Origin of the sequence: Metapseudomonas boanensis, assembly GCF_042232855.1 — a bacterium.
Taxonomy (GTDB): domain Bacteria; phylum Pseudomonadota; class Gammaproteobacteria; order Pseudomonadales; family Pseudomonadaceae; genus Metapseudomonas; species Metapseudomonas boanensis.
The window spans coordinates 954,738-979,329 of record NZ_CP113889.1 but is presented as its reverse complement, the minus strand read 5'-3'; the positions used below and the strand labels follow the sequence as shown (position 1 = coordinate 979,329).

General features: G+C 63.6%; 26 protein-coding genes. 14 read left to right on the top strand and 12 right to left on the bottom strand.

Annotation, left to right across the window (positions count from 1 at the left end):
* Positions 1-54: 54 nt before the first annotated feature.
* The 3 genes from OXH74_RS04570 (at position 55) to amn (ending at position 3,963) form a co-directional block, all read left to right on the top strand.
* Positions 55-708 carry a TetR/AcrR family transcriptional regulator gene (locus OXH74_RS04570; protein WP_375740249.1) on the top strand — a complete coding sequence of 218 codons (654 nt, stop codon included), beginning with the start codon at positions 55-57 and terminating at the stop codon, positions 706-708.
* A complete protein-coding gene (locus tag OXH74_RS04565; RefSeq protein WP_375740248.1) occupies positions 705-2,354 on the top strand; it encodes an acyl-CoA dehydrogenase family protein in 1,650 nt (549 codons plus the stop codon). The genes OXH74_RS04570 and OXH74_RS04565 overlap by 4 nt, the downstream gene beginning before the upstream one ends.
* 127 nt (positions 2,355-2,481) lie before the next feature.
* Complete coding sequence (amn, locus tag OXH74_RS04560) at positions 2,482-3,963, top strand: AMP nucleosidase (RefSeq protein WP_375740247.1); 1,482 nt, start codon at positions 2,482-2,484, stop codon at positions 3,961-3,963.
* A gap of 52 nt (positions 3,964-4,015) precedes the next feature.
* On the opposite strand, the gene OXH74_RS04555 is transcribed toward amn, so the two are convergent.
* Positions 4,016-5,092 (bottom strand): MBL fold metallo-hydrolase, encoded by a 1,077-nt coding sequence (locus tag OXH74_RS04555; RefSeq protein ID WP_375740246.1) that lies wholly within the window; start codon positions 5,090-5,092, stop codon positions 4,016-4,018.
* Positions 5,093-5,238: 146 nt separating this feature from the next.
* On the opposite strand from OXH74_RS04555, the gene OXH74_RS04550 reads away from it, so the two are divergent.
* Complete coding sequence (locus tag OXH74_RS04550; protein ID WP_375741558.1) at positions 5,239-5,808, top strand: pseudouridine synthase; 570 nt, start codon at positions 5,239-5,241, stop codon at positions 5,806-5,808.
* Between the two features lie 9 nt (positions 5,809-5,817).
* On the opposite strand, the gene OXH74_RS04545 is transcribed toward OXH74_RS04550, so the two are convergent.
* The 5 genes from OXH74_RS04545 to OXH74_RS04525 form a co-directional block, all read right to left on the bottom strand.
* Positions 5,818-6,021, bottom strand: a complete 204-nt coding sequence (locus OXH74_RS04545; protein ID WP_215370967.1) for a DUF2788 domain-containing protein — start codon at positions 6,019-6,021, stop codon at positions 5,818-5,820.
* Positions 6,022-6,194: 173 nt separating this feature from the next.
* The gene (locus OXH74_RS04540; RefSeq protein WP_375740245.1) at positions 6,195-6,674 is read right to left on the bottom strand and encodes an Lrp/AsnC family transcriptional regulator; all 480 of its coding nucleotides are present in this window, start codon (positions 6,672-6,674) and stop codon (positions 6,195-6,197) included.
* A 521-nt stretch (positions 6,675-7,195) separates the two neighbouring features.
* Entirely contained in the window at positions 7,196-8,080 is an 885-nt protein-coding gene (locus OXH74_RS04535; protein ID WP_375740244.1) for a cation diffusion facilitator family transporter, read from the bottom strand.
* On the bottom strand, positions 8,077-8,580 hold the full coding sequence (locus tag OXH74_RS04530; RefSeq protein ID WP_375740243.1) for a DinB family protein: 504 nt from the start codon (positions 8,578-8,580) through the stop codon (positions 8,077-8,079). The genes OXH74_RS04535 and OXH74_RS04530 overlap by 4 nt, the downstream gene beginning before the upstream one ends.
* A 2-nt stretch (positions 8,581-8,582) precedes the next feature.
* On the bottom strand, positions 8,583-9,002 hold the full coding sequence (locus tag OXH74_RS04525) for a polyribonucleotide nucleotidyltransferase (protein ID WP_375740242.1): 420 nt from the start codon (positions 9,000-9,002) through the stop codon (positions 8,583-8,585).
* A 128-nt stretch (positions 9,003-9,130) separates the two neighbouring features.
* On the opposite strand from OXH74_RS04525, the gene hrpB reads away from it, so the two are divergent.
* Positions 9,131-11,653, top strand: coding sequence for an ATP-dependent helicase HrpB (hrpB, locus tag OXH74_RS04520; protein ID WP_375740241.1), 2,523 nt, complete (start codon positions 9,131-9,133; stop codon positions 11,651-11,653).
* 119 nt (positions 11,654-11,772) lie between these two features.
* Here hrpB and OXH74_RS04515 read toward each other — a convergent pair whose 3' ends face one another.
* Positions 11,773-12,858 (bottom strand): endonuclease/exonuclease/phosphatase family protein, encoded by a 1,086-nt coding sequence (locus tag OXH74_RS04515; RefSeq protein WP_375740240.1) that lies wholly within the window; start codon positions 12,856-12,858, stop codon positions 11,773-11,775.
* A gap of 92 nt (positions 12,859-12,950) precedes the next feature.
* Between OXH74_RS04515 and OXH74_RS04510 the strand changes: the two genes are divergently transcribed.
* Positions 12,951-13,196, top strand: a complete 246-nt coding sequence (locus OXH74_RS04510; RefSeq protein WP_215370940.1) for a CDGSH iron-sulfur domain-containing protein — start codon at positions 12,951-12,953, stop codon at positions 13,194-13,196.
* Between the two features lie 145 nt (positions 13,197-13,341).
* A complete protein-coding gene (locus OXH74_RS04505; RefSeq protein WP_375740239.1) occupies positions 13,342-14,013 on the top strand; it encodes a substrate-binding periplasmic protein in 672 nt (223 codons plus the stop codon).
* Here the strand turns inward: OXH74_RS04505 and OXH74_RS04500 are convergent.
* From OXH74_RS04500 to OXH74_RS04485, 4 genes are all read right to left on the bottom strand, one after another.
* Positions 14,007-14,438 carry a VOC family protein gene (locus tag OXH74_RS04500; protein WP_375740238.1) on the bottom strand — a complete coding sequence of 144 codons (432 nt, stop codon included), beginning with the start codon at positions 14,436-14,438 and terminating at the stop codon, positions 14,007-14,009. The genes OXH74_RS04505 and OXH74_RS04500 overlap by 7 nt on opposite strands.
* A gap of 46 nt (positions 14,439-14,484) precedes the next feature.
* Positions 14,485-15,147 (bottom strand): YciC family protein, encoded by a 663-nt coding sequence (locus OXH74_RS04495; RefSeq protein WP_215370931.1) that lies wholly within the window; start codon positions 15,145-15,147, stop codon positions 14,485-14,487.
* Between the two features lie 74 nt (positions 15,148-15,221).
* On the bottom strand, positions 15,222-15,701 hold the full coding sequence (locus tag OXH74_RS04490; protein WP_375740237.1) for a YbaK/EbsC family protein: 480 nt from the start codon (positions 15,699-15,701) through the stop codon (positions 15,222-15,224).
* Positions 15,702-15,757: 56 nt separating this feature from the next.
* On the bottom strand, positions 15,758-16,369 hold the full coding sequence (locus OXH74_RS04485; RefSeq protein ID WP_375740236.1) for a cysteine hydrolase family protein: 612 nt from the start codon (positions 16,367-16,369) through the stop codon (positions 15,758-15,760).
* A gap of 86 nt (positions 16,370-16,455) precedes the next feature.
* On the opposite strand from OXH74_RS04485, the gene OXH74_RS04480 reads away from it, so the two are divergent.
* Together OXH74_RS04480 and OXH74_RS04475 are read left to right on the top strand one after the other, a co-directional pair.
* Positions 16,456-16,935 carry an NYN domain-containing protein gene (locus OXH74_RS04480; protein WP_215370922.1) on the top strand — a complete coding sequence of 160 codons (480 nt, stop codon included), beginning with the start codon at positions 16,456-16,458 and terminating at the stop codon, positions 16,933-16,935.
* A 36-nt stretch (positions 16,936-16,971) separates the two neighbouring features.
* Positions 16,972-17,583 (top strand): PolC-type DNA polymerase III, encoded by a 612-nt coding sequence (locus tag OXH74_RS04475; protein ID WP_375740235.1) that lies wholly within the window; start codon positions 16,972-16,974, stop codon positions 17,581-17,583.
* 114 nt (positions 17,584-17,697) lie between these two features.
* Here the strand turns inward: OXH74_RS04475 and OXH74_RS04470 are convergent, their stop codons facing one another.
* Positions 17,698-18,177, bottom strand: coding sequence for an Lrp/AsnC family transcriptional regulator (locus OXH74_RS04470; protein ID WP_375740234.1), 480 nt, complete (start codon positions 18,175-18,177; stop codon positions 17,698-17,700).
* Positions 18,178-18,340: 163 nt separating this feature from the next.
* On the opposite strand from OXH74_RS04470, the gene yedA reads away from it, so the two are divergent.
* The 5 genes from yedA to OXH74_RS04445 all read left to right on the top strand — a co-directional run bounded on the left by yedA (position 18,341) and on the right by OXH74_RS04445 (position 24,523).
* Entirely contained in the window at positions 18,341-19,288 is a 948-nt protein-coding gene (gene yedA / locus OXH74_RS04465) for a drug/metabolite exporter YedA (protein ID WP_215370913.1), read from the top strand.
* 73 nt (positions 19,289-19,361) lie between these two features.
* A complete protein-coding gene (locus tag OXH74_RS04460) occupies positions 19,362-20,687 on the top strand; it encodes a DEAD/DEAH box helicase (protein WP_375740233.1) in 1,326 nt (441 codons plus the stop codon).
* A gap of 216 nt (positions 20,688-20,903) precedes the next feature.
* The gene (locus OXH74_RS04455; protein WP_375740232.1) at positions 20,904-21,734 is read left to right on the top strand and encodes a response regulator transcription factor; all 831 of its coding nucleotides are present in this window, start codon (positions 20,904-20,906) and stop codon (positions 21,732-21,734) included.
* Between the two features lie 486 nt (positions 21,735-22,220).
* On the top strand, positions 22,221-23,339 hold the full coding sequence (locus tag OXH74_RS04450; protein ID WP_375740231.1) for an ABC transporter ATP-binding protein: 1,119 nt from the start codon (positions 22,221-22,223) through the stop codon (positions 23,337-23,339).
* A gap of 38 nt (positions 23,340-23,377) precedes the next feature.
* Positions 23,378-24,523: a PotD/PotF family extracellular solute-binding protein gene (locus OXH74_RS04445; RefSeq protein ID WP_215370901.1), complete on the top strand. Its 1,146-nt coding sequence runs from the start codon at positions 23,378-23,380 to the stop codon at positions 24,521-24,523.
* Positions 24,524-24,592 lie beyond the last annotated feature (69 nt).

Genomic DNA, 24,592 nt, shown 5'->3' with positions numbered 1-24,592 from the left:
CTGCAAAGTCTGAATCCTGATTCACTGAGTCAAGAATGAATCAGGGTTCAGACCATGGCTTATCGCGCTTCCGCCACTCGCATCGACCGCGACCTTGAACTGCGCGGACGCATCCTCGCCCGTGCCCATGCGCGGGTGGTCGAGGGCGGTTTCGCTGCCCTGACCATGCAAGCGCTGGCTGAGGATGTGGGGATCGCCACGGGCAGCCTGTACAGACATTTCTCGGGCAAGGGCGAGCTGGCGGCCGAAGTCTTCGCCCAAGCCAGCCAGGTCGAGGTCAATAGCCTGGCCGGCGTGCTATACGGCCCTGGACCAGCCGCCTCGCGCCTGGCAGCAGGCTTGCGTCAGTTCGCGGCCCGTGCCTGGCATAGCCGGCAACTGGCCTTTGCCCTGATTGCCGAGCCGGTCGATCCGCAGGTGGACGAACAGCGTCTGCGCTACCGCGAGGCGTACGCCGAACTGTTCTGCCGTTTGCTTGAGGAAGGGCAGGCCCGGGGGGAGTTCGAGGTGCCCTCTGTGCCCCTGGCAGCCGCCTGCCTGGTGGGGGCGATTGCGGAGTCGTTGGTCGGCCCATTGTCCCCCGCTGCCCGCGCCGAGCGCGTGTCCGGCCTTGCGTCTGATGGCCTGCAAGCCGTCAGCGACAGTCTTGTCACATTTTGCCTGCGCGCCCTTGGCGCCAGCCGATCCGTCCAGGAGGACCAGCCATGAGCCTGCATCAGTTCGCCGAAACCCATGACGTGTTCAACCAGGTACCGTCGCTGGATGGCGCCAACCTGTATCGTGTCGACCTGCCGCTGCAGGAGTGGATTCGCCGTTTCGCCGGTGGCTGGGCCGAGCAGCGCCTGGATACTTACGGTGCCCTGGCGGGCGGGCCGCTGATGGCTGCGGGCTTCCCAGCCAACGAAAACAAACCGGTGTTCAAGAGCCACGACCGCTACGGCAACCGGATTGATCTCGTGGAGTTCCACCCCGCTTATCACGAGTTGATGAAAGCAGCCATCGAGCACGGCATTCCCTCCATGCCGTGGACTGACCCGCGCGCCGGTGCCCAGGTAGCCCGCGCTGGCATGAGCTATCTGCACAGCCAGGCCGAGGCGGGCACGGGCTGCCCCTTGACCATGACCTACGCCAGCGTGCCGGCGTTGCGCCTGCAGCCGGAGATTGCCGAGAAGTGGCTGCCGAAGATCCTCGCCACCGAGTACGACCCGCGCAACGTACCGATGGAGCAGAAGGCCGGGGTCACCATCGGCATGGCCATGACCGAGAAACAGGGCGGTACCGATGTCCGCGCCAACACTACCCGTGCCCATCCGGTCGGGATTCCCGGTCCCGGGCAGGCATACGAGTTGGTCGGGCACAAATGGTTCTGCTCGGCACCCATGTGCGATGCCTTCCTCACCCTGGCCTATACCGACAAGGGTTTGTCCTGCTTCCTGCTGCCGCGTCACCGGCCGGACGGCACGCGCAACCAGTTCTACATCCAGCGCTTGAAAAACAAGCTGGGCAACTGGTCCAACGCGTCCAGCGAAGTGGAGTATCGCGGCGCGTTGGCCTGGATGATCGGCGAGGAGGGACGCGGCGTGCCGACCATCATCGAAATGGTCGCTTTGACCCGGTTCGATTGCATGATCGGCTCCAGCGCGCTGATGCGTCAGGCGCTGACCCAGGCTACCCATCACTGCGCCCACCGCAAGGTTGGTGGCCGTGTGCTGGCTGAGCAACCGCTGATGCAGAACGTGCTGGCCGACCTGGCCCTGGAGAGCGAGGCCGCGCTGGCCCTGACCCTGCGCATGGGGCGCGCACTGGACCAGGCCCATGACGAACAGGAAGAGAAGTTCGCCCGACTAGTCACAGCGGTGGGCAAGTACTGGATCTGCAAACGGGCTCCGGCAATGATCAACGAAGCTCAGGAATGCATGGGCGGCGCTGGCTACGTGGAGGAAACCATCCTGCCGCGCCTGTTCCGCGAAGCACCCGTCAACTCCATCTGGGAAGGCTCGGGGAACGTGCAATGCCTCGACGTGCTGCGCGCTCTGTCCAAGGAGCCTGGTGTACTGGATGCCCTTTTCGCCGAACTGGGGGATGGTGCGGGCGATGCCCGGTTGGCTGTCCATATTGGACGGCTCAAGTCGGGCTTCAGGGATACTGCCGACATTCAGTATCGCGCTCGCCAGCTCACGGAAGATGTGGCAGTTGCCTTGCAAGCCAAGTTGCTGCTGGAGGCCGGTAATGCGGTTGTTTCTGACGCCTTCATCGCCAGCCGCCTTGCAGAGAGTGGGCGCGTCTATGGCACTTTGCCGCGGGGGGTCGACGTCGAAGCCCTGGTGGCGCGTGCCACGCCGCATCTGGTTTGAGTGGGTACCCAGTGAGGTCAGCGCTGCTTTCGGGCGGCGCTGAGACTGGATTGTGCGGGCTCTGTCGATTCGCGCTATGCCTTTTGCCATTTGCACAGGCAAGATAAGGACACTGCGATCAGAAAGGATGCCGCCCGTGAGCCTCGACTCGACTGAGTTCTTTGTTGCCGAAACCGCCGAGGCAGCCGTCGACCGCCTCGCCGAGCTGCACCAACGGGCCACTGGAGCCCTGAGCCTGGCGCTCAAGGGCTACATAAAAGAGCGCGTTGAGCCCGACGCGCAGCAGCGAGCCCTGTTCCGCTACCCACTGCTGCGCATCACCTACCGCTGCCAGGGCGAGGTGCCGTCGACCACTCGCGCTTTCGCCAAGTTACAGGAGCCGGGGGTCTACAGCGTCACCGTGACCCATCCGGATGCCTTTCGTAAGTACTTGCTGGAGCAACTGCGGCCGCTGATGAATGACTTCACGGTGCTGGTCGAAGTCGGTCCTAGCCAGCAGAACATTCCTTACCCCTATGTCGTGGAGCACGGTGACGAATTGGCGGGCTCCGGCGTGACCGCAGCCGAGTTGGCGCGGGTGTTTCCCAGTACCGACCTTTCCGCTGCCACCGACGGTGTGGCCGATGGTCTCTACGACTGGGAGAATGTCGACCCGCTGCCGCTGGCGTTGTTCGACGCGGCGCGCGTCGACTTCTCCCTGCGCCGCCTGGTGCATTACACCGGCAGCGACTGGCGTCATGTGCAACCGTGGATCCTGCTGACCAACTACCACCGCTACGTCGACCAGTTCATCCGCCACGGCGTCGACCAGTTGCGCGACGATCCGCGCTTCGTGCGTATGGTGCTGCCGGGCAACGTGGTGGTCGAACGCGGCATGGATGAGGGCGAAATGCAGGCGATCATCGACGGAGTCGTCTGGCACCGCTACCAGATGCCGGCCTATCACCTCATCGCCGACGATGGTCATGGCGTCACGCTGGTGAACATCGGGGTGGGTCCTTCCAACGCCAAGAACATCACTGACCACCTCGCCGTGCTGCGCCCGCACTGCTGGCTGATGATCGGCCACTGCGGCGGCCTGCGGCAGTCGCAGACCATCGGTGACTACGTGCTCGCCCACGCTTACATGCGTCGTGACGGGATTCTCGACCGCGTCCTGCCGCCACACATTCCTCTGCCGGCCCTGGCAGAAGTCCAGCAGGCCCTGCAGGAGGCCGCTGCACAGGTCACCGGAGAGCGCGGGGATGACCTCAAGCGGCGCCTGCGGACCGGCACCGTGCTGACCTACGACGACCGTAACTGGGAGTTACGCTGGGCTCAGGAGCGACCCTTGATCAACCTGTCGCGTGCAGTGGCAGTGGACATGGAAAGCGGCACGGTGGCCGCCCAGGGATATCGCCTGCGGGTCCCGTACGGCACCTTGCTCTGCGTGTCGGACAAGCCGCTGCACAGCGAAATCAAGCTCCCCGGATCGGCCAGCGCCTTCTATCAGCGTGCCGTCAGCCAGCACCTGCGCATCGGCATTGCCGCGCTCGACCTGCTGCGTACCCAGCTCAACTCGTTGCACTCGCGCAAGCTGCGCAGTTTCGACGAGCCTCCATTCCGTTAGGGCGGGACGATGGGCTTTTGTAGGCCCGAGCTTGCTCGCGAACCCTGCGCGGTCATTTTCGCGAGCACGCTCGCTCGTGGAGATTTTTGTCCACAACCGGGATCAGCCACTGGTAGCCCGGCGTCGGCACGCGGAAGGTCTCGCGATCTACCTGATGGTCGACCAGCGCCTTGGCGAGGTCCTGGGGCGGGGTGAACTGGCCTTCGTCCGAGAGCCGGAACGTGCCGAAATGGATCGCCAGGCTGTGCCGCGACCCCAGATGCTTATGAGCCTGTACGGCGTCGTCCGGGCTCATGTGGTTGTCGCGCATGAACCAACGCGGCGCGTAGGCACCAATCGGCAGGGCGGCAAAGCGCATCGGGCCAAAGCGCTCACGAATCAGGTGGAATTCCGGGCCTAGGCCCGAGTCACCCGGGAAGAGTACCGGGCCATCCGGTGATTCGATGACAAAACCCACCCAGAGTGTCTGGTTGGTATCGCTTGTGCCGCGTGCCGACCAGTGCTGCACCGGCACGGCATGCAGCAGCACGCCATTTTCCAGGGGTAGCGACTGCCACCAGTCCAGTTCGACGATGCGTTTGAAGCCGGTCTCGCGGATCAGCGCGGCATTGCCCAGTCCAGTCACTACCGTCGCCAAGGGGAAGCGCTCCACCAGGGTGCGCAGCGTGGCCAGGTCCAGATGGTCGTAATGGTTGTGGCTGACCAGCACCAGGTCGATGGGTGGCAACCGGTCAAGGGGCAGACCCGGAGGATGGTGGCGCCGTGGCCCGAGAAAATTGACCGGGCTGACGCGTTTGGACCAAACCGGATCGGTGAGGATATTCAAGCCGCGATGCTGGATCAGCAGCGTAGCGTGGTTGATGTAGGTGACCCTGAGTTCGTCGCCGTCTACGCGCTCCACCACATCGGGTGGCACAGCCGGACCGGGCAGGTCGACCCAGGTCGCCTGCTTGGCCCGGGTCAACTGCCAGCGAAGCAGGGCGCGCAGGTTCTTGTGGGGCTTGGGTTCGATATTGTGAAAGCGCTGGCCGTCGAAGTGGTCGGACGCAGGCCCCTGATGGGGCGCGCCAGCACGGCCGAAGAACGAGAGCACGCCAATCAACCAGCTGGGGCGCAGGGCACGTGGCATGGGGGATCACTCTTGCGGTGAAGTCACGCTCAACCTAGCATGCCGGTCCCCTTCACTGTCCAGTCAACTCGTCTCCAGGCATGTCGCGTCCACCTCGCTCCACTCGTCCCGCTGCACGCCGCCCCCAGGCAGGCGCACCCCGCCGTGTGGCCAAGGCGCCCCCCGCCGAGCCACGATTGGTGGTGTTCAACAAACCCTTCGATGTGCTGACCCAGTTCAGCGATGGCGAGGGGCGGGCGACCCTGAAGGATTTCATTGCCATTCCCGGCATTTATCCTGCCGGACGCCTGGACCGTGACAGCGAAGGCCTGCTGCTGCTGACCAACGACGGTCGTCTGCAGGCGCGCATCGCCGACCCGAAGCACAAGCTGCCCAAGACATATTGGGTGCAAGTGGAGGGCGAGCCGGAGGCTGATCAGCTGCAACGTTTGCGTGAGGGGGTGGAGCTCAATGATGGACCGACCCTGCCCGCAGAGGTCCGCGTGCTGGGGGAGCCTCAGCTGTGGGAACGCCACCCGCCCGTGCGCTTTCGCAAGAGCGTGCCCACCACATGGTTGGAATTGGTGATTCGCGAGGGGCGCAACCGCCAGGTGCGGCGGATGACGGCGGCAGTCGACTTGCCTACCTTGCGCCTGGTACGCGTGCGTATCGGTCCCTGGAGCCTGGACGGCCTGGAGCCGGGGCAGTGGCGGGACGAGCCGGCGCGACTGCCCTGAAGGGCACCGTCAGACGCCTTCCAGGCCGCCGATCACCAGGGTCTTGATCACGAAGCCGAGTACCCCGAGGCCGAGGGCGAGGAACAGGATCATCGTGCCAAAGCGGCCGGCTTTGGACTTCTTCGCCAAATCCCAGACGATGAACGCCATGAACGCGATCAGGCCGGCAATCATCGCGGTCATCATCAGTTCTTCAAACTTTTCCGGGCTCATCACTTACCTCGCGGGCTGAAAACAGGCTGCACCAGCCGGGCCGATGGGCCAGGCGGAAGGCGGGCGATGCACTTGTGGTTGTGCGAGCCGGAGGGCTCTTGTAGGGCGGGGCCGCGCGGGGTACAGCAAAGCGCGGCGATTATACGCCAAGCGGGCCCATGCGCTATTGCCGCTCAGCTGCGCAAATGGTTCAGCGGTAGCTCGGTGCTGCTCAGCACCTGATTGAGTACGAAGCTGGAGCGCACGCTGGTCACGCCTTCAATGCGAGTCAGCTGGCCCAGCAGGAACTGCTGGTAATGCTCCATGTCCGGCACCACGACCTTGAGCTGGTAGTCCGCCTCCATGCCGGTGACCAGACTGCACTCCAGGACTTCGGGGCATTGGCTGATGACCTCCTGGAAGTGCTCGAAGCGCTCCGGCGTGTGCCGGTCCATGCCAATCAGCACATAGGCGGTAAGGCTGAGACCGAGCTTCTTGCGGTCCAGCAGGGCGACCTGGCGCAGGATGTAGCCGTCGTCTTCGAGCTGTTTGACCCGGCGTGAGCAGGGCGAAGGGGAAAGGCCGATGCGCTCGGCCAGCTCCTGGTTGGAGATGCGCGAATCGTGCTGTAGCTCGGCGAGGATCTTGAGGTCGTAGCGGTCGAGCTTTTCCATTTCAAGTGCCTTCTTTTATCTGCTTGCTGGATATACTGAGTTTTTAGCTTGTTATTGCGCAAGTTACTCTGTAATGAGCAATGTTCGCAATCATTCGTCGCGCTTGAAGCTTTAAGATTTCTCTCAGTTTCACGGCCCGGACAGCAAGTCCACCCGACCCGCTCAATCAGGCGCGTCGGCGCCACCGAGCCCACCGGTTCGAGTTGGCCCCCGGGTCCGCGCTGCCCAATCAGGCAGGCGATGAAAGCGGCGACAAAATCGCCAGCACAGGACGAATTTCCCGAAGGGGGCCCGCAGTATGGGGCCCTCTTTTTTATTGCCTGCCGGCAGAGACTGCCCCTGCTTCTCGGGTGCCGGCTGGGGATCCACACTGTAGGAGCGAGCTTGCTCGCGAAGGGTGCCGAAGCGGGTTCGCCAGCAAGCTAGCTCCTACAAGATAACCACCGCGCCTTCTCCGGCAAGCTGGCTCCTACAAGGGGCGCGGGGTGGCCGGATGCAATACCTGATCCTGGTAGAACGCCTCAGGCGCTGACCACCTCGCAAGGATCAGCGTGAACCAACACCTCCGCGCGCGGGTACTGAGCGGTGATGGCCGCTGCGGCCTGCTCGCAGAGGATGTGGGCGGCCGACAGCGAAAGGTCGCCGGGCAGTTCGAGGTGCAGTTGCACATACCAATGAGTGCCAGAGACCCGGGAGCGCAGGTCGTGGGCACCCAGGACGCCTGGGATGGTGCAGGCCAGCCGCTGCATGTCATCGGTGATCGTGGTGGACAGCTCTTCATCCATGAGCACCGAGACCGACTCGCGGGCGATGCTGAAGGCGCTCCAGAGGATGTAGAAGGCAATACCCATACCGAACAGGCCATCAGCGCGATCCCAGCCGAGGCTGGCTAGAACCAGTGCGACCAGAATGCCGCCATTCAGCAGCAGGTCCGAGCGGTAGTGCAGCGAGTCCGCACGAATGGCCGTCGACCCTGTGATGCGGATCACCCTTCGCTGGAGGACCAGCAGGCCAGCGGTCAGCGCCAGGGCCAGCAGCATCACCGCGATGCCGAGGCCTTCGGCATGCAGGGGTTCCGGATGCTGGATGCGCTCCACTGCCTGAGTGCCTACCAGCAGGGCGCTTACCGCGATGAACAGGGCCTGGCCGAGGCCTGCGAGCGACTCCGCCTTGCCGTGGCCATAGCGGTGATCGTCGTCTGCGGGCTTCAGCGCATAATGCACGGCAAGCAGGTTGAGGAAGGACGCGGCGCTGTCCAGCAGCGAGTCGGTGAGCCCAGCGAGCAGGCTGACTGAACCGCTCAGCCACCAGGCTATGGCTTTGGCGATGACCAGGGTGATCGCCACGCTGAGGGACGCGCGGGTGGCCAGGCGGAGAAGGCTCGCATGCTCCTGCTTGGATTTCATGGGGATTCCGGTTGGAAGTAGATGAAGTCCATGGCCGGAGTCGCCAGGCTCATCATCGAGAGTGCAGCCGAGGCTTGACCTCGGTGATGGGTGCCGTGGTTGACCACATGCGTGATGATTTCCGCCAGCGAGCGTTGCTGCGGCTCGCCCCGCAGGTTCCGGTATGCCAGTGGTTGGATCAGGCTGTCGTCGTCGTACCGCGCCAGCACCACCTGCCAAGCACGAATGCCTTCCGCCAGGTACATCGGCAAAAGCCGGCGGTCGGCAACGGCTTGCGCATCCAGCCGGTCGAACGGCGCGGGTTCTTGTCGAACCCGCGCTAGCCAAATGCGGTCGGCGACGGCCAAGTGATTGAGCGTGCCGTGCAGGCTGCTGAAGAACAGCCCGCACGGGGCATGGTAAGCCGTGTCGTCAACCTGCTGCAGGCTGTCCAGAAGGCGCTGGTAAGCCCAGCTGTGGTACGCCAGCAGCTGCTCGAGGTGACGGGCAAGCAGCCGCATGGTCAGGCTGAGGGACGCAGGCCGAGGGCGGCCAGTTGGTCGAGGTTGCCGGCGTGTTGCAGCAGGCGTGGGTCGTCCAGCGGCAGGCTGCGGCCGGTTTCATGCTCGATGATCGCCTTCAGGCGAGCCGTGTCCACCTTGCCATCGGTACCAATGGCATCCTGTAGCAGTTCAGGCGAAACCTGAACGGTCTGGCCAGCGGGCAGGTAGATGGCGCCGGTGGCGAAGTCGACGGCGAAGGCAATCAGGCCGGGAATCACGAAAAAGAGGATACCGATGGCGTCCAGGGCGGCGACGACGGGGTCGATCTTGCCTTCGATCTGACCGCGACGGTCTGGGAAAAAGATCGTGCCGCAAGCGGTCAGCTGGGTGAGCAGGGCAGTGGCGACCAGGCCACCAACGAAGCGGGACGGCATACGCATAAGCAACTCCTGATCCAAAAAGAAATAACTATACCAAGCAGTCCGTTGCAAAAGTGCTTGGTGTATCTAAGACCTCGACAAGGAACTGGCAGTTCGCCGGTATAATCGCTGTCCTGCCTGGAGTTGCCATGATTGCCCTACCCATCGATGCCGTCCTGCCTGAACTGCGCGGTGCCCTGCACGCTCGCCATGAAGCCGTACTGGAAGCTCCGCCCGGTGCCGGTAAAACCACCCGCGTGCCCTTGGCGTTGCTGGACGAACCGTGGTTGGCCGGCCAGCGCATCCTGATGCTGGAACCGCGTCGGCTGGCCGCTCGCGCGGCGGCCGAGCGCCTGGCTAGCGAGCTGGGCGAGGCGGTGGGAGAGACCGTAGGCTACCGCATCCGCCTGGAATCCAAGGTAGGCCCGCGTACTCGCATCGAAGTGGTCACCGAGGGCATCCTTGCCCGCCGCCTGCAGGAAGACCCGGCCCTGGAAGGGGTTGGTCTGGTGATCTTCGACGAGTTCCACGAAAGGAGCCTGGACGCCGACCTTGCTCTGGCGCTGTGCCTGAGCGGCCGCGCATTGCTGCGCGACGAGCCGCCGCTGAAGGTGCTGTTGATGTCCGCCACCCTGGAAGGGGAGCGCCTGTCACGCCTGCTGGACGATGCTCCAGTCGTGAGCAGCGAGGGCCGGATGTACCCGGTCGAACTGCGCTGGGGTAGACCAGCCCAACTCGGCGAGGTGCTTGAGCCCAAGGTTGTGCAGACGGTCCTCCAAGCCTTGGCGGATGAACCTGGCAGCCTGCTGGTGTTCCTGCCCGGCCAGGCGGAGATTCGCCGCGTCGCCGATCAATTGGCAGAGCGCCTCGAAGGCTGTTCCGATGTGTTGTTGTGTCCGCTTCACGGCGAACTGGACCTCGCGGCCCAGCGCGCGGCCATCGAACCGGCGCCGGTTGGCAAGCGCAAGGTGGTGCTGGCCACCAACATCGCCGAAACCAGCCTGACCATCGATGGTGTACGGGTTGTGGTCGACGCCGGCCTTGAGCGGGTTCCACGTTTCGATCCCGCCAGTGGGATGACCCGGCTGGATACCCAGCGCATCTCCCGTGCCTCGGCCACCCAGCGCGCAGGACGGGCAGGGCGACTGCAGCCGGGTGCCTGTTATCGGCTCTGGTCGGAGGCCCAGCATGAGCAACTGCCTGCTCATGGCACTGCGGAAATCCTCCAGGCCGACCTCGCTGGCCTGGCCCTGCAACTTGCCCGCTGGGGCGTCGGTGATCCGCGCGAGCTGGCCTGGCTGGACCTTCCGCCGCCAGCGGCATATGCCCAGGGTCGCGATCTGCTGCAGCGGCTAGGTGCCTTGGACGATGGCGGTGCGCTGACACGCCACGGACAGGCCATGGCCGAACTGCCTGCACACCCGCGTATTGCCCATTTGCTCCTGCGTGGTCAGGCGTTGGGCCTGGGGGCCTTGGCGTGTGACCTCGCAGCCTTGCTCGGCGAGCGTGACATCCTGCGTGGCGGTGGCGCCGATCTGCACAGCCGCCTGGCCCTGCTGGCAGGTGAAGACAGATCTGCGCGTGGGGCTCGTGGCGGGGTTCAGCGGGCCCGCCAGCTTGCTCGGCAGTTCCGCTCCTACCTGCGGGGACCGGCCACGGAGGCTGTGGTGGAACCTGGAGATCCGCGATGGCTGGGTTGCCTGCTGGCGCTCGCCTATCCCGACCGCGTCGCCCAGCAACGTCGCCCCGGCGGTGCTGAGTACCGCCTGGCCAATGGCCGGGCGGCCACCTTCGGTGAGCCGGACGCCCTGATGAAGGAGCCCTGGCTGGTCATCGTCGATCTGGGCAGCCGCCAAGGGCAACGCGAGGAGCGGATTTACCTGGCAGCCGACCTTGACCCGAGCCTGTTCGAGGGGCCGTTGGCCGAGCAGGTCCATGCTCTGGAGGTGTTGGACTGGGATGAGCGCGAAGGCGTGTTGCGCGCCGAGCGGCAACGCAAGGTTGGCGAGCTGGTGCTGGCCCGCGAAGCGCTGGCGGGGCTGGATGAGGAGGCGCGTTCCCGGGCCTTGCTTGGCCTGGTCCGGCGCAAGGGGGTGGAGCTGCTGCCCTGGACGGCGGAACTGCGCCAGTGGCAGGCGCGGGTGGCCCTGCTGCGACGTCTCGATCTGGCCGAAAAGGGCGACAGCGAATGGCCAGATGTGTCTGACGCCGCGTTGCTGGCCAGCCTGGAGGACTGGTTGCAGCCCTGGCTGGGCAAGGTCAGCCGCCTCAGCCACTTCGGTAACCTGGACCTGCCGGGGATTCTCCAGGGACTACTGTCTTGGCCGCTGCCGCAACGACTCGACGAACTGGCGCCGCGCACACTGGAGGTTCCTTCTGGCTCGCGGATTCGCCTGGATTACAGCGAGGACATGCCGATCCTGGCTGTGCGCTTGCAGGAGCTGTTCGGCCTGGCCGACACGCCGCGCATCGCCAACGGGCGGCAAGGCGTCAAACTGCATCTGCTTTCGCCGGCCCAGCGTCCGGTGCAGGTCACACAAGACCTGGCCAGCTTTTGGCGCAACACCTACGCGGAGGTGAAAAAGGACCTCAAGGGGCGCTACCCGAAACACTACTGGCCGGATGACCCGCTGGTAGCCGAACCCACCGCACGGGCCAGACCGAGGAAGTGATGTGGTAGGGGCGAATTCATTCGCCCTGCAAACCGAGGGGCCGGCAATCACCATCGGGGCGGAGTGGGCCGCAACCGACGGTGCACATGGCGCACCCTACGCGGTGCCTGGCTTGGTGTTCACTGCGCGGGCGGTAGCAGGAAGCGTGCGATCAAAGGCAGGTGGTCCGAGATGCCCAGGGTGTCCTGCTGGCGGACCCGTGCATCGATGCGAGTCAGGTGCGGGCTGTGGAAAACATAGTCGAGCGTGCGATCGGGCCTGTCCACGCGCGGGTCGTTGGGGAAATGGGTATACCAACTGGCCTGTTCCGGACCGCTGGCTTCGTCGATGCTGGGAACCATCGGGTAGTGTTCCCATAACGCTTGTAGCGGGGTGTCGCGGGGGTAACGCGCCTGCTGGGATGCCGCTAGATGATCGAGCTGCCCGGGCGGCAGGAGGTTGAGGTCACCTCCCAGGAGCCAGATTTTCCCTTCGGTCTGCAGGCTGTCGAGCTGGGCGCGGACCATCGCCAGTTGACGCTGCTGGACGTCCTGTCCTTCAGTATGGGCATCCAGGTGGGTATTGATCACCGTCAGGTTGCCACCACCGCGAATGGGCAGTTGGCTCACCAGCAGCGCACGCTTGGGGGCAAACAGTTGCCTCAGTGGGAATTGCTGTAGCTCTGGTAACTGCAGGCGCTCGGCGTTGGCAATCCGGAACCGGCTCAGCGTGGTCAGCTTGGTGCCAACGCTGCCAAAGATGTGCGGATCGGGAACGAAGGCCGCTTTCCAGTAGAAGGCTTGGCTGGTACAGGGGTAGAGGTCGGCCAGGCGTTCCTGGAGCAGCGCTAGCTGGTCCTGGTAATCGGTCGCTTTGGCGCCTTCGTGGAGTTCCTGCAGGTTGAGGATGTCCGGCTGCTCCTCACGCACCACGCGCACCACTTCATCCAGGTTGTAGGCCAGGTCTTCGCGAGTGGGGCGTTCGTCCGGTCCGGAGCCATTGGCAAGGTCGTAATAGAAGACATAGCGTTTGCCGGCGAGGTACTGGAGGTTCCAGGTCATCACCTTGAGTGCCTGCCCGGGCTGCACTTGTGCCACATCGCCGGTACAGGCGAGCGTTGCCGGTTCGCGCTCTGCCGGATGCCACGTCAGCGCATATACCAGTGCGACCAGGCCGATGGCGATGGCGGCAACGCTGAGCAGGGCATAGCGCAGGACTCGGGGCATTGGAAAAGAAAGCAGGACTATTCTTGGAAAAGGCGAGCATACCCGAGAGGCCGGCATCGCCCAAGCAACGTGAGCTGAGGAGGAGCTGGGAGATGACCGAGCCTGTGATCGCCCAGAAGGGCCCTTACGCGGTCGATGTGGTAGCTGGCCAGGATTATTTCTGGTGTCGCTGCGGGCGCAGCCAACAGCAGCCATTTTGTGACGGATCGCACAAGGGTAGTGGCCTTGCGCCACTCAAATATCATGCAGAACGTACTGAAACCCTGTATTTCTGTGGCTGTAAACACAGCCATTCGCCGCCTTGCTGCGATGGGACCCACAAGCAATTAGCAGATTGATCCGGGAGCCGCCATGGGGCCGGTTGCAGTTCTCTGCTCACGCGTTTCTTCCCGCCATCGTCACTGGCCGCGAGCGTGTATCCTTGCAGGCCTGCTCATTCTATTGCCAGGCTTGGCCACGGCGGAGCGCGCGCCACTGCGGGTGATGACCGACTATTGGCCACCATTCCGTATCGCCGGTGATGGCGGCCAGCTGCGCGGGCTGGATATCGACGTGCTAAAGGAGCTGGAACGCTGTACCGGGCTGCGTTTCGACGTGCAGCGCGCACCCTGGAGTCGAGGCTTGGCCCAGTTGAACAGGGGCATGGCGGACCTGATGACCGGGCTGGCGAAGACGACGGAGCGTGAGCACTACATTGACTACCTGGAGCGTCCGTACTTTGCCTGTGCGCCGCGTTTCTATGGGGGGCAGGAGTTGGCCGGGGAGGTCACCGATTACCGCAAGCTGCGCGCCCATGACATTGGCTACGTTCTGGGTTCCGCCTATTTTGAGCCGTTCGACTCCGATAAGAGCTTGCGCAAGGTCGGGGTCAGCAGCGAGAGCCAGCTATTGCAGATGCTGCGCCACAAGCGCTTGAAGCTGGTGGTCGGTACCGACTGCCAGGTCGACTACGAGTTGCTGCAGGACCCGCAGCTGGCTGGACGTATCGTCAAGCTGGCCTATCGACCGCCAGCGCGCACGGAGTTGTTCCTCGGTTTCTCCCGGCAGCGCGCGCTCGGAGCCGAGCGCGAAGCCATCGCCCAGGCGCTGGGGCAGATGCTGGACGAGGGCTGGGTGGCCGAAGCAGCCCGGCGCTACCGACCCGGCGCTCAGTGAGCGTGGGGCTCGATATAAAGCTCGTAGACCAGGTCCAGATCCCAGTAGGACGCTTCGATCTTGTGGCCGTCCGGGTCCCGGACAAAACAGCCAAAATAAGGGTCGCCATAGTCGGGGCGGGGGCCGGGCTCTCCTTCACCCTTGGCCCCGGCATCCAGGGCCGCCTCGTAGAAGGCCAGCACGGCAGCCTTGTCCGGTGCGAAGAAGCCGATGTGGGTTCCATTGCCGACGCTGGCAGGGCGACCGTCGATGGGGGTCTGGACCCAAAACTCGGGGTATTCCCGGCCGTAAGCCACTGCGCCTGGATGCTGCATGATGCGCTTGCAGCCCAGGGTGGGCAAAACTTTGTCGTAGAAGGTCACTGCACGCTCGAAGTCGTTAGTGCCGAGGGAAACGTGGGACAGGATGCTAGGATTTTCGGCCATCGTGGGCTCCTCCTTGAGTGCCGGAACCCAGAAGACTAGACCGCTTTCACTGTTCCGGCACTGGCTCGTTGACCAGGCTGAACAGGCGATACAGCGCCACGCTGACAAACAGCTGGAAGAAGCTGTTGAAGCTTTCCAGCATCACGATCCCCACCGGATCCGGCTGGTCGCCGAGCTCCTGGTAGGCCCACCAATCGATGAGCCAGATGGGCCCCATCACCATCAGGATGCAAGCCAGGATGGTGAGAAAGTGCCCTTTGGTCAGCTCGAAGCTCAGGCGGATGGCATCCAGCGGCGACTTACCCTCCAGCACCAGCAGGTATTCGGCGAAGGCCAGCTTGATCATTACATAGAGGCCGGGAAGGATCAGCATCCAGGCGCCTACCATGATCAGCAAGGTGCTGATGGCAGCCAGCACGGCGAAAGAGGGCCAGCGGAACAGCGTCAGCTCGATCACCTGCCTGGGTTTGAGACGGATGCGGTGGCTACGGCTGTCGGTGAATATGATCAAGGCACCCACGTACAGCGGGTAGAACAGCATGCTGACGATGATCGACCAGGCTTGCACCTTACTTTGCCCGAGCCAGGCGAGCAGGACCTGCTGCGACACGGCCTCCGTCAGGATGACGGGCAGGCAGAGCAGGGCGATCTGACCGACATTGCGGGAAAAGAAGTACCAAGTGTCGCGCAGGAGCTCGAGTGGATTCATGGGCTGGCAGTCACATCGTCAGCAGTACGTCTTGCGAACTTTAGCCCATGCGGGCGTAGCCGCCCAAGACAGGCTCACCCTGAATGGAAGTGCAGCACCCGGTTGCGCAGGGTAGGTAGCAGACGGGCGATGTCCGAGGTCGCGACCTCCAGGGTTCGCTCCGGTGGTCCGGGCGAGTAGATCAGGTAGTCGTGTTCCAGGATGGCGTCGTCGAATACCAGGTCGATCGCCGCGCCATGGCCGAGCGGACAGGCGCACCGCGGCACACAACCGGTCAGCGCGACCAGTTCCGTGTCGCTGGCGATGCTCGGGCGTGCGCCCAGCAGCGATTTGAGGCACGCCCAGTCCACCCGCGCAGTCTCAAGCGTTGCGAGCATGGCGTAGCGGCCGCCTTTCAAGCGCAGGAACAGACTCTTGCTTTCGACCCCGCGCAACCCGAATCGCTGGCGGATCACATGGGCCGTCGGGTAGTCGAGCACCGCTTCGTGGTGGACTTCCCGATAGGGAATGGCGAGGTCGTTGAGCAGGGCCAGGTTGCGGTCGTAGAGCGACATGATGGGAATGGTGGCATGGAGAGGGCGCCATGATAATCGCTCGGGTCGGGCCCGGGTCAGCCTGCTCGGCTGTTTCCAGTTCCCCGGGCACGTCCCTGGCCTGCCGACCTCGGCTCGCTCTGCAGCAGGTCAGGGCTGAACACCACATCGGCGTACTCGCCTTGCAGATTGGCCATCGCCATATCGTGCACCTCATCAGCCGTGCGCGGCCGACCAGAGAAATCAGCCTTGGCGAAGGTGTAGCAGGCATCTGCCACCACGCGGGTGACAAAGCCCAGGTTGCTGGCACTGCGCGCCGTTGCTTCTACCGAGTTCTCACTGGCGACGCCGACGATCACCAGGCTGCCGATGCCGCGTATCCGTAACCAGCGCTCCAGGCCGGTATGGGTGAAGGCATCGGTGACATTCTTCTCGAACACCTGCTCGTTGTCGTGCGGAGCCAGCGCAGGTTGGAACAGAGCGCCGGACTGTCCGGGCGCGAATACCGAGTCGGGCTCGCGGGAAATATGGCGGATATGCACCACTGGCCAGCCCGCCGTGCGCCAGCGTCCCAGTAGCTGGGCAATTCGCACTTCGGCTTGCGGATTGTTGCGTGGCCAGTCCAGATGCTGGATACCTTGCTGCATGTCGATGATCAGCAGTGCACTGTGGCTGCGTTGCGAGGTCATATCCGCACTCCCTTTACCAAGGCTGGCATACTGGGCGGGACTTTAGCTCCCATCAGCCATCGCCAGCCAGCCGCCGAGGACTTCCGGTGAAAAAGATTGCCGTATTCGCCGATGTGCAGAACCTCTATTACACGGTGCGCCAGACCTATGGCTGTCACTTCGACTACGGGACCTTCTGGCGGGGCGTCTGCGCTGAAGGGGACATCGTCGAAGCCTATGCCTACGCCATCGACCGCGGCGATCCCAAACAACAGCAGTTCCAGCAGATCCTGCGCAACCTGGGCTTTACCGTGAAGCTCAAACCTTTCATCCAGCGCAGCGATGGATCGGCCAAAGGTGATTGGGATGTGGGCATCACCATCGATGTGCTGGACGCCGCGCCCCGCGTCGACCTGGTGGTGCTGGCTTCGGGCGATGGCGATTTCGACCTGTTGCTGGAGCGGGTCCGCACGGCCCATGGCGTGGAAAGCCTGGTCTACGGCGTGCCCGGCTTGACCGCGCAATCTTTGATTCGCTCTGCTGACCGCTATGCGCCCATCGAGGGCGCCCTGTTGCTCAGGGGCTGAAGCAGTCCCCGCCGCTAACTGAACCTGGAACGATTTGTGGAACCCATTGCCGTCATCGACTTCGAAACCACCGGTATCACACCGGGCGACCATTGCCGCGCCACCGAGATTGGCGTGGTCATCCTGGAGGGTGGGCGTATTGTCGACCGTTACCAGAGCCTGATGAATGCAGGCGTCCGAGTACCGTCCTTCATCGAGGGTCTGACCGGCATCACCAATGCCATGCTGCGCGAGGCGCCGCCGATCGCACAGGTGATGGGCGAGGCTGCAGATTTCGTCGGCGACCTGCCACTGTTGGCGCACAACGCCTCCTTCGACCAGAAGTTCTGGGATTCCGAACTGACGCGCCTCGGCCGCAGCCGCCGACAGGCTTTCGCCTGCTCCCTGCTGCTGGCCCGGCGCCTGTTGCCTGAAGCGCCCAATCACAAGCTGGGTACCCTCAACAGCTGGGCCCGCCTGCCGAATACCGGCAAGGCCCACCGGGCGCTGGCCGATGCCGAGATGGCGGCCAACCTGACCCTGCTCCTGGCTGAGCGCCTGCATGACCAGCACGGCATTGCCGAGGTGTCTCATGGATTGTTCTGCAGCCTGCAGAAAGTGCCGGCGTCGAAGATTCCCGAGGCGCTCAAGCGGCATCGAGGGGCGTGAGTCGCCTCTTTACCCCTGGGCGAGGCCTGGAGAAGAAAGCCTTGACCGTGCGCGTGCGAAATAATTCGCATAGCAGGCCCCAGGCTCGCCCTTGGCGGCCAAGCCCACCGTCCCTTAGCCCTTCGCCGGCCGCAACACCTCGACCTTTCCTTGCTGCACCTGCAGCACCGCGGGAATGCGCTGCTCGAATGGTGTCGAGAGGACCAGCGAGGTCTTGGTTGGCCCGTACTTGCCGATCTGGTCGATCAGGTCCTGCAGTTCCGGCATCGAGGCCACGGCGCCCTTGATCAGCAGGCAGGCGTCGCCGGTGACGCGGTGGCAGAGGGTCAGCTGGGGAATCTTTTCCAGAGCTTCCTGGGTGCGCTTGTAATCGTGATCGACAATGCGCAACTCGATCACGCATTCGATCGGTAGACCAATCTTCGCCAGGTCGACGCTGGCGTGATAGCCGGTGATCACCCCGCTGGCCTCCAGCTTGGCAACACGGTCCGCCACCGCAGGCGGCGACAGGTTGACCCGGCGCGCCAGGTCGGCAAAGGAAGCGCGGCCATTCTCTATCAGCGCTGCAAGCAGCAAACGATCATATTTATCCACAAGTGCCTCCTTAAATAGTGATCTGATGAATCGAAGGTTGTTAACCTGAATTTCAGTTGATTATTAAGTACAGAGGCAAATCAAGCAGGTTTATAGGCTTATTTTGCCGGTGATGCCTTATCTAAAATAAACACCCGTTTCCCTCCTGCGTCGAGTCCCGATCATGTCTTCGCGCCGTTTTCCGCTTCTGCTGATTGGGGCTTTCATCGCCCTTTACCTGATCTGGGGATCGACCTACCTGGCGATCCGCATCGGTGTCGAGTCCTGGCCACCGCTGCTGATGGCCGGTATTCGCTTCGTCGTCGCCGGTGGACTGATGTTTGCCTGGCTGCGCTGGCGTGGTTTGCCGAACCCGAGTTGGCAGGAATGGAAGGCTGCCGGCGCCATCGGCTTTCTCCTGCTCAGTTGTGGCAACGGCGGGGTGACCCTGGCCGAACATCTGGGCGTGGCCTCCGGTGTGGCGGCCCTGGCGGTGGCCACGGTGCCCCTGTTCGCCTTGCTCTTCGGGCTGATCTGGGGGCAGCGCACCACGCGCCTGGAGTGGGCGGGCATCGCCCTTGGCCTGGTCGGCATCGCCCTGCTCAACCTCGGCTCCAACCTGCAGGCCAGCCCGCTCGGCGCTGCGCTGATCATCTTCGCCGCCGCCGCCTGGTCGTTCGGCTCCATGTGGAGCAAGAACCTTAAGCTGCCCGCCGGCCCCATGGCCAGCGCAGTGGAAATGCTCGCTGGCGGCTTTGCTCTGTTGGCCGGTAGCCTGCTCAGCGGCGAACGCCTGGTTGCGATGCCGACGGTCGCCGGTTGGAGCGCGCTGGCTTACCTGGTGGTCTTCGGCTCGATCATCGCCTTCAGCTCCTACCTTTATCTGCTGAAGAACGTTCGCCCCGCGGCCGCCACCAGCTACGCCTACGTCAACCCGGTGGTGGCCGTGCTGCTCGGCATCGGCTTTGCCGGCGAGCAGATCGGCATGGAGGAGGGCATGGCGATGCTGGTGATCATCAGCGCCGTGATCCTCATAGGCCTGCCGCAGTGGCGCGAGCAGAAAGAGCAGGTGGTGCAGCCGTCCCTTGAGGGGCAGCCAGACGAAGGGCAGACCAGGCGCGATGCCGCGTAGGACCTAAAGCCCGCGGTAGATTCACCGCGGCCTGTTAAACTTGCGCCTTTGTGCAATTACTGGCTGCTCCTCCATGACTTTCGCTTCCCTCGGCCTTATCGAACCCCTGCTGCGTGCCATCGAGGCACTCGGATACCAAACCCCATCGCCGGTGCAGGTCGAGGCGATCCCCGCCGTGCTCAAGGGCCGCGACCTGATGGCCGCCGCCCAGACTGGCACCGGCAAGACCGCGGGCTTTGCCCTGCCGCTGTTGCAGCGCCTGATCCAGGAAGGCCCGCAAGTAGCGAGCAATTCGGTGCGTGCCCTGGTGCTGGTGCCGACCCGCGAGTTGGCCGAACAGGTCAACGAGAGCTTCCGTGTCTACGGCCAGCACCTTCCGTTGCGCAACTACGCAGTTTACGGCGGGGTAAGCATCAACCCGCAGATGATGAAACTGCGCAAGGGCATCGACGTTCTGGTCGCCACTCCGGGCCGGCTGCTTGACCTCTATCGACAGAACGCGGTGAAGTTCAACCAGCTGCAGACGTTGGTGCTGGATGAGGCCGACCGCATGCTTGACCTGGGCTTCGCCCGCGAGCTGGACGAACTCTTCGCCGCGCTGCCGCGGCGCCGGCAGACACTGCTGTTCTCCGCCACTTTCTCCGACGCTATCCGTCAGATGGCCAAGGAGCTCCTGCGCGACCCCCTGTCCATCGAGGTCAGCCCGCGCAACGCAGCGGCCAAGAGTGTCAGCCAGTGGTTGATCCCCGTGGACAAGAAGCGCAAGACCGAACTTTTCCTGCACCTGCTCGAGGAGCGCCGTTGGGGTCAGGTGCTGGTATTCGCCAAGACCCGCAAGGGCGTCGACCAACTGGTGGAGAGCTTGCAGGCAGAAGGCATCGCTGCCGACTCGATCCACGGCGACAAGCCGCAGCCCTCGCGCCTACGGGCGTTGCAGCGCTTCAAGGATGGAGAAGTACAGGTGCTGGTAGCCACCGATGTGGCGGCTCGCGGACTGGACATCGACGACCTGCCGCTGGTGGTGAACTTCGACCTGCCTATCGTCGCCGAGGACTATGTACACCGCATCGGCCGCACTGGCCGTGCCGGCGCCACCGGCGAGGCGGTCTCGCTGGTCTGTGCCGACGAGGTGCAACTGCTGGCTGCGATCGAAGTGCTGACCCGCCAGACACTGTCACGCCGTGACGAACCGGGCTTCATACCGGATCACCGGGTGCCGCAGACGGATGCTTCCGGCCAGGTATTGAAGAAGCCGAAAAAGCCGAAGAAGCCCAAGGAACTCCAGCCCGGTGCCGGCAAGCCCGGTAAGGCGAGGCTCGGCAGCTGGATCGATAGTGATAAGCCCAAGGTCAAAGCGGTGCGCAAGGCGCCGGGTTTTGGCAAGGCGAACAAGGGCTGATTGCTACTCGTCACCCGGGCCTGTGGCAATGGGTGACGCCGGGTGGGGCGATACGGGCGGGGATGGGGCAGGGCCGCCAGGCCCTAGGCAGGGCGCAGCCGCGAGCTAGAGGCTTGTGCGTGGTCTTCAGGATCTTGGCGCATTTCGTGCATTTATGTGCGAAATGCTGAACGCCTATAGTGATTGAAGCGCAGCCCAACTTCAGGCTATTCCCCCATGCGCCACAAGGAACTCAAACACTGGACCACCGGTGTCGCTCATCTGCTCACCCAGCCCGCCGGCCGGGCCCGTCTGCTTGGCCTCAGCCAGTGGTTGCAGCAAATCTGCCACGTCGATCACTTCGTGCTCTTCGTCTACGAGGGCAATCACCGGCCCCTGGCGCTGTTCGACACTTTCCCGGCGGACAAGCGCCACGTCTATGTCGAGGACTATCAGGTCGGCCCCTACCTGCTCGACCCCTTCTACCTGGCCTGCACCCGCAACCAGGCCCCTGGTCTTTGGCGCCTGCGCCAGTTCGCGCCCGACCATTTCTATCTGGGTGAGTATTACGTCACTTATTACCAGCAGACTGGCTTGACCGAGGAAATTGCGTTCTTCGTCGACCTGGCCCAAGGCGCCAAGGGCGTGCTTTCCCTGATGCGCAGTACCTGCAGCCCAGCCTACAGCCGCGATGAGATGCAAATGCTCGACTGCGCCCAGCCCGTGGTCGAACAGGTGGTGAACGAAGCCTGGGAGCTCTGTCGCGCCCATGCCCCGCGCCCGGTGCAGGACTTGGACTACAAGATTCGCGAAGCCTTCGACCAGTTCGGCGCCCACGTGTTGACCGCTCGCGAGCAGGAGGTGGTGCAGATGCTCCTGCGCGGCCACTCCAGCGCTTCGGTGGCCGAACACCTGGCCATCAGCCCTGGCACGGTGAAGATTCATCGCAAGAACATTTACGCCAAGCTCGGGATCGGTAGCCAGTCGGAACTGCTTGGCCTGTTTGTGCGCGATTTGGGCGGTCCGCGTGACGAACGTGCGGAAGAACCCTTGCGCACGGCGGTCTGATTTTTATCGCAGAATGTGATTAATACTGTGCTGTTCAATAACCAGCCAGTCTTATGTAAGCCATGTGCCATAAGGCTTGTAGGTTGATGCCCACGACTTATCCACAACGATTTGCACAGAATTTGTGGCTTATTCCTGTGGGGGCGAATTCATTCGCCAAGGGCTGCGTAGCAGCCCCCGCTCACGCAAGAGGACAGGCTGCTGGCCTGCTTTGCGAATGAATTCGCCCCCACAACGGCAGACCGACCCTCTCCTGCTCAAAAACCGAGCAACAGCTTCCAGACCTTGATCCTTGGCCTCCCCAGCCTGGAGTCCATAACTTATCCACAATCCAGTCCACAGAATCTGTGGCTTGTTTCCCGTGGAGCTCGGTACAGCCCCGTGGCCGGCGGGGCCGCCTATCCCCCAAGGGATATATACAGCTGAAAACCCCCATTGCTAGCGTGTGGCCATATGCCAAGAACACCTGCAACCAAGGGGCCGGCCGTGAGCGATGCAAGCGAAGTCTTCGATGTCGAGTTCCGCAACGTGGTGAAGCGGTACGGTTCGGTAACGGCGGTCAACGGGCTCAACTTCAAGGTGCGGCGCGGAGCCTTCCATTCCTTCCTCGGCAGTTCCGGCTGTGGCAAGACCACCACGCTGCGGATGATCGCCGGCTTCGACCAGCCCAGTTCAGGTGAGGTTCTGCTGGACGGGCATTTCGTTGCCGGGGTGCCGGCCTACCAACGCCCAGTGAACATGGTGTTCCAGAGTTATGCACTGTTCCCGCACCTGACGGTGGCAGAGAACATCGCCTATGGCCTGCGCTACCACAGCCCACGCCCGGACCGCGCCGAGCAACGGCGCTTGGCCGACCAGGCTCTGGAAATGGTGCGCCTGTCCGGCTTCGGCCTGCGCAAGCCCCATGAGCTCTCCGGCGGCCAACAGCAGCGGGTGGCCCTGGCCCGGGCACTGGTCAACAAGCCAACGGTGCTACTGCTCGACGAGCCCTTGGCGGCGCTGGACCGCAAGCTGCGCAAGGAGATGCAGTCCGAACTGCTGCGCCTGCAGCGCGAGGTGGGCATCACCTTCGTGCTGGTCACCCACGACCAGGAAGAGGCGCTGTCGATGAGCGACAGCATCAGCGTCATGCTGGACGGCCAGATCCTTCAGAGCGCCAGCCCCGAACAGCTCTACGAATCGCCGGCAAGCCGCTACGTCGCTGACTTCATCGGCGAATCCAACTTGTTCGACGGCACCGTGCGGCGTATCGACGGCGACCGCGTGCTCCTGGACACCGCACAAGGTCTGCAACTGGCCAGCCCGCAGACGCCCACTGGGCCAGCCCTGAAGGTATCCGAACCAGGCTGCATTGCCGTGCGCCCGGAACTGATCGCCATCGGTGTCGAGCGCGATGCCATGGCCCGCGATATCAGCCTGCCGGGCCAGGTGGTGGACCGCATCTACCTCGGCAATCTCACTGAATACCGTGTGCGCACCGAGCCTTTCGGCATCGTCTGCGTGCGCGTGCCGCGCCATGGCCAGCACGAGCGTTCGGCATTCGAACATGGATCGCCGGTGCGCATCGGCTGGGATCAGGCGAGCGGCCTGGCAATGGCGCTTTGACAGGGACAACACCAACCACTCACAGGCGGGTAGCAGCAATGGATCGGAAAGACTTCATCAAGCAACTGCGCAGTTGGCAGAACGGCTCCATCAGCCGTCGCGAGTTCCTGGGCCGTACCGGACTCGGCCTGGCCATGGCTGTCATGGCCGCGAACATGCCCGGGCTGTTGAGCAGCAATCGGGCCTTCGCAGCTGAGAAGGGCACCATCGGCGACCGGGTGGTGCTCGCAACCTGGCCCAACTATCACAACGCCGAAAACTTCGCCGCCTTCGCCGAGCAAACGGGCGCTCAGGTACAGATGAACGTGTTTGGCTCCAACGAGGAAATGCTCGCCAAGCTGCAGGCTGGAGGTAGTGGCTGGGACGTCTTCGTGCCGACCAACTACACCATCAGTACCTATGCCGAGCTGGGCCTGATCGTGCCGCTGGACCTGTCGCGCATCCCCAACTTCGATCCGGCTTCCTACGAGAAGCGTTTCATGGAGCAGGGGGTCATCAACGGCAAGACTTTTGCTGTGCCCAAGGACTGGGGCACCACCGGCTACGTCTATGACAGCAAGAAGATCAAGGCCCGGCCCACGACCTGGAAGGAGTTCTGGGAACTGGCCAAGGGCGAGGCCACCGGCCGGGTGATGGTCCACGACTACCAGCTCACCGTGATCGGCAATGCCCTCAAGGCCTTCGGCTACAGCTTCAATTCGATCGACCCGAAAGAATTGGCCGATGCCGAGAAGCTGCTCTTGGAGGTCAAGCCGCACCTCTTCGCGATCAACTCCGACTATCAGCCGTCCATGCGCAACGGCGATGCCTGGATGGCCATGTGCTGGACCGGCGACGCCTCGCAGTTGCACCGCGACCTGCCGCAGATGCAGTACGTGCTGGGCCGCGAAGGCGGCGAGATCTGGAGCGACTTCTTCGCCATTCCGAAGAGCGCCGAACGCCCCGATGCGGCCTATGCGCTGATCAACTACCTGCTCGATCCGCAGGTGAACAAGCGCGAAGTGGAGGCGCATGGCTATCCCAGCGGTGACAAGCGCGTGGATGCGCTATTGCCCAAGGCGATGCTTGAAGACCCGATCATGTACCCGGCAGCCGACCTGCTCAGCGCCCTGGAGTTCGGTGCTGCGGCGACCCTCACCAGCCCGGCTCGCGCCGAACTGATGGCGCGCTTCAAGGCGGCCTGATCGAGCGCCGGTTCTTGTAGGAGCGAGCTCTGCTCGCGAACCGCTTCGCGAGCAGAGCTCGCTCCTACA